At 67.2% G+C, this 3,651-nt stretch carries 3 protein-coding genes; 2 read left to right on the forward strand and 1 reads right to left on the reverse strand.

The genetic code is table 11. The annotated features are described in order from the left end of the window. A partial coding sequence (locus tag FVW27_RS10315) for an ATP-binding cassette domain-containing protein (protein ID WP_167124895.1) occupies positions 1 to 342 on the reverse strand: 342 nt, incomplete at its 3' end. 386 nt (positions 343 to 728) lie between these two features. On the opposite strand from FVW27_RS10315, the gene FVW27_RS10320 reads away from it, so the two are divergent. Together FVW27_RS10320 and FVW27_RS10325 are read left to right on the forward strand one after the other, a co-directional pair. Next, on the forward strand, positions 729 to 2,657 hold the full coding sequence (locus FVW27_RS10320) for a methyl-accepting chemotaxis protein (RefSeq protein ID WP_341806121.1): 1,929 nt from the start codon (positions 729 to 731) through the stop codon (positions 2,655 to 2,657). 234 nt (positions 2,658 to 2,891) lie between these two features. Next, a complete protein-coding gene (locus tag FVW27_RS10325) occupies positions 2,892 to 3,290 on the forward strand; it encodes a hypothetical protein (protein ID WP_167124897.1) in 399 nt (132 codons plus the stop codon). Positions 3,291 to 3,651: the final 361 nt, after the last annotated feature.

The following is a 3,651-nucleotide window of genomic DNA, read 5'->3' on the forward strand; positions in this document are numbered from 1 at the left end:
CACGGGGCGGCCCGCCTCGCGCGCGGCTTCCAGCACGTGGAAGGCCGCCAGCGCCTCGCCCTCTGCCCCAAGCCCCCCGGCCACGATGCCGAACACCGGGCCGGTCATGTCCACCGGCACCTCTTGCGGCATGCTGCCAAAACGCATGCCCGGCGTGCGCACCACCTCGCCCGCATCGGGGCGCAGCTCACCGGCCATCAAACGCAGCAGCGTCGACTTGCCCGCCCCGTTGCGCCCCACAAGGCAGATGCGCTCCCCCTGCTCCACGTGCAGGGTGGCCCCGTCCAGCAGCTTGCCGGTGCCGAGGTTGAGCGTGACGTCCTGAATGCCCAGCAATGCCATGCGAGTATCCCACCCAAAATATATGTTTCTGCAAAAACACCGAACAAAAAATCGCGTTTCCGAACAAATGTTCGAAAAGAGTCCGCAAGCAACCGGATATAGCGTTCAATCAATCAGTCTAGCTCGCAACCGCCCCCTGAGCAAGCCGGACAAAACAAGTCCACAAAACTCTACGATACCGAACCGTTATCGCTCAGGCGCAAAAGCATACGTAAGTACGTGCTAACATTGACACGTCTGCACAGCAAGAGATAGACGCAGCACTACCGCCGCATCAAGCGCCATGGGAAATGGCGCACACGCCACAATCCCATGGGGTATCCATGCGCCACATTTCTTCACAAACTCTGTTCTGTGCCATAGGCACCGGCCTTCTCGCGGCCGGTGTGGCCGCTCTTGCACCGCTTGTTTCCGGCACGCTCACCGTATCGCACGGTATTTCCAGTCTGGCCGTGGCCTGCATTGCAGCGGTCGGCCTGCTGGTGTGCCGCAGCTGCGGACAGTCCGCCGACGCGCGCCTGCTGCACGATGCGGCCCTGAAGGGCGGGACCACCTTCGGGAATGCATCCCCCGCCATCGCAGATGCCGCCGCCGCCATCTCCGCCCTGCGCGACGAGGCGCTGCGCAACGCCGCCGCCGGGCAGGCCATCCTTGAAGCCCTTGACGGACAGGACGCACACCCCCCAAAAAACGCTTCCCTTTCCGCCAATTCAACGGACAGCTCGGTCCCTTACCTGCTGCTGGATACCAAGGGCATGGTCACCTGCGCCTCCCCGACCCTGCTGGCCCTGCTCGACGCAGTCCCCAGCCCGCCTGCCCTGCCCGCTACCCTTGAAGCCGTAGGCCTGCGCCCCGCCCCCGCAGACAGCACCGCTGCGGAACTGCTGCGCAACCTCCGCGAGGGCCGCGCCGCCACGGGCGAACTGGCCATCCCCCTGGCCTGCAGGGTACCGGACAACGGCCCGGCCTCCGGCGCATCCTGCCTGATCCACCTTGCGGTGTCCGCCCGGCCCATCACCGACACGGCGGGCCGCGCCCACGGCAGCTTCGTGCTGCTGCGCGACATGACCCGGCTGCGCGCCGCGCAGTGTAGCCTGGCCAGCACCTCGTCGCGCATCGAACGCTTTGCCGCCGATTCCATCTCCGCAGCCGACGAAGTGAGCCGCGCCGCGGAAGACCTGGCCACCCTGATCCAGGAAGCCAACGCGGGCGCGGGCAGCCAGCAGGAGCGCACGGCGGAAACCGCCACCGCCATGGAACAGATGAACGCCACGGTGATGGAAGTGGCCCGCAATGCGTCCCAGGCAGCCGACCAGGCCGCCGAGACCCGCCGTCGCAGCGTGGACGGCGCCCGCCAGGTGAACGAACTGGTGGCGCACATCGACGGCGTGGAGCAGGTCATCGGCCAGTTGGCCGAACGCGTGGGCGCGCTGGATGCGCAGGCGGGCAACATCGGCCAGGTGATGAACGTGATTTCCGACATCGCCGACCAGACCAATCTGCTGGCGCTGAACGCCGCCATCGAGGCTGCCCGCGCCGGTGACGCCGGACGCGGATTCGCCGTGGTGGCCGACGAAGTGCGCAAGCTGGCCGAAAAGACCATGAACGCCACCCGCGAGGTGAGCGAGGTGATCACCGGCATCCAGCAAAGCTCGCGCGCCGCCGCCCGCGAGATGGACGGAGCCCGCGCCGCCGTCAACGAGGCCGCCCGCCGCGCCCAGGATTCCGGCGCCGCGCTGTCGGAAATCCTTGCCCTTACCGACAACACCAGCGTTCAGGTGCAGTCCATCGCCACCGCCGCAGAGCAGCAGTCGGCCACATCCGCCGAGATCAACCGCGCGGTGGAGGCCATTACCGGCATTGCCGGGCGCACCATGGACATGATGAACCACGCCGCGCAGGACATCTTCAGCCTGGCCGGGCGTTCCAGCGACCTTTCGCGCACCGTTGCGCGCATTTCCGCGACCGACGAGGCCGACACGGCCGAAGCCGCAGCGGCGGCAAGCAAGGCCCTGCCCTGCTGGGAATTCAAGAAGTGCGGACGCGAAAAGGGGGGCCCCAAGGAAAGGGAAATGGGCATCTGTCCCGCCTGGCCCGACCACGGCTTCAGCTGCGCCGGGGTTACCGGCACCTTCTGCGGCGGCACGGTACAGGAAACCTTTGCCAAGAAGATCGGCAACTGCGCCAAATGCGACTTTTTCAAGAGCGCATCCTACCGGCGCGATGCGCACGATTCGCAGATGTCCGGCGGCACGTCCGGCGGTACTTTGGGCGGCACGGTGGGCAGGGGCGTGCGGCTGGAGCTGCGGGGCTAGACCGCGCGGCACGCCGCCGGGGTTCCGCCCCCGCGTGCATCCATCAGCCAGATCAGCCACACAAGCGGGGGCGGGGACGCATAACGCCCCGCCCCCTTGCAATCCGGTTCGCCGCCCCCTTCGCGGTCCTGCCCGCCCCGTTCCAGCCCAATGCGCGCAGCACAACGCGCGGGACGCAACGCTTGCGCCCCGGGCTGCACAAGGGTACTAAGGCCATAACAGGAGGTGCCACCCATGCCCGCCACCGAACCCGACGCCCGCAAGGGACGCGAAGCCCTTGGACAGTGGCTTGATCAAATGGCCGCCACCGTACGCGACATCGAACACGAGGCCGAACAGGCGCTGCACAGGAACGAGGATCAGGACGCCTACCGCGACCTGATGCGCCGCAAGGCGCAACTGCTGACCTCGCTGCCCGACCGCGCCCGCGACCTGCTGCCCCAGTTCGAAGGGCATGAACGCGACGCCATCGCCGACCGGCTGTCGCGCTTTGCCTCCAGCGCTTCCAACGCCCTGCGCATCGATTCCGTGTTCTACATGTCCGCCCTGCTGTACCCGGAAGACCACACCCCCGGACAGCCCAACGACCTGGAAACCTTCGCCGCCGCCGTGCGCGCAGGACGAGCCGGGTAGGACGAGCCGGGTAGGACGGGCCGGATAAGGGACGCTCCGGACAGGACGGACAGGCCGACCGGATAGAACGGCCCCCAATCAGCGCGGGTCCTGCAAAACACCAAAGACAACCGCCCGGATACTTCTCGTATCCGGGCGGTTGTCTTTGGTGCGTGCACAAGCTGAAGCCATTGCGCCTGATACCTGCGGAGCACGCACCTACATCCCACTGTCTTCCGCCTTTCAAATCTGCGCCCTCCGCCCGCGCACCGGGCGGGGCAAGGGGGCAGTCTGCGATGGCCAAACGCGGCGGCGGCCCCGAAGGCAAGGCGCGGTGCGCCACGGCGACGACGGCGTAGCAGCGCTACGTCGAGGAAGCCAC

This window comes from Nitratidesulfovibrio liaohensis (assembly GCF_011682075.1).
Taxonomy (GTDB): domain Bacteria; phylum Desulfobacterota; class Desulfovibrionia; order Desulfovibrionales; family Desulfovibrionaceae; genus Cupidesulfovibrio; species Cupidesulfovibrio liaohensis.

Coding starts and splice junctions, on each gene's coding strand:
- FVW27_RS10325 (WP_167124897.1), top strand. CDS start 2,892: ATGCCCGCCACCGAACCCGACGCCCGCAAGGGACGCGAAGCCCTTGGA.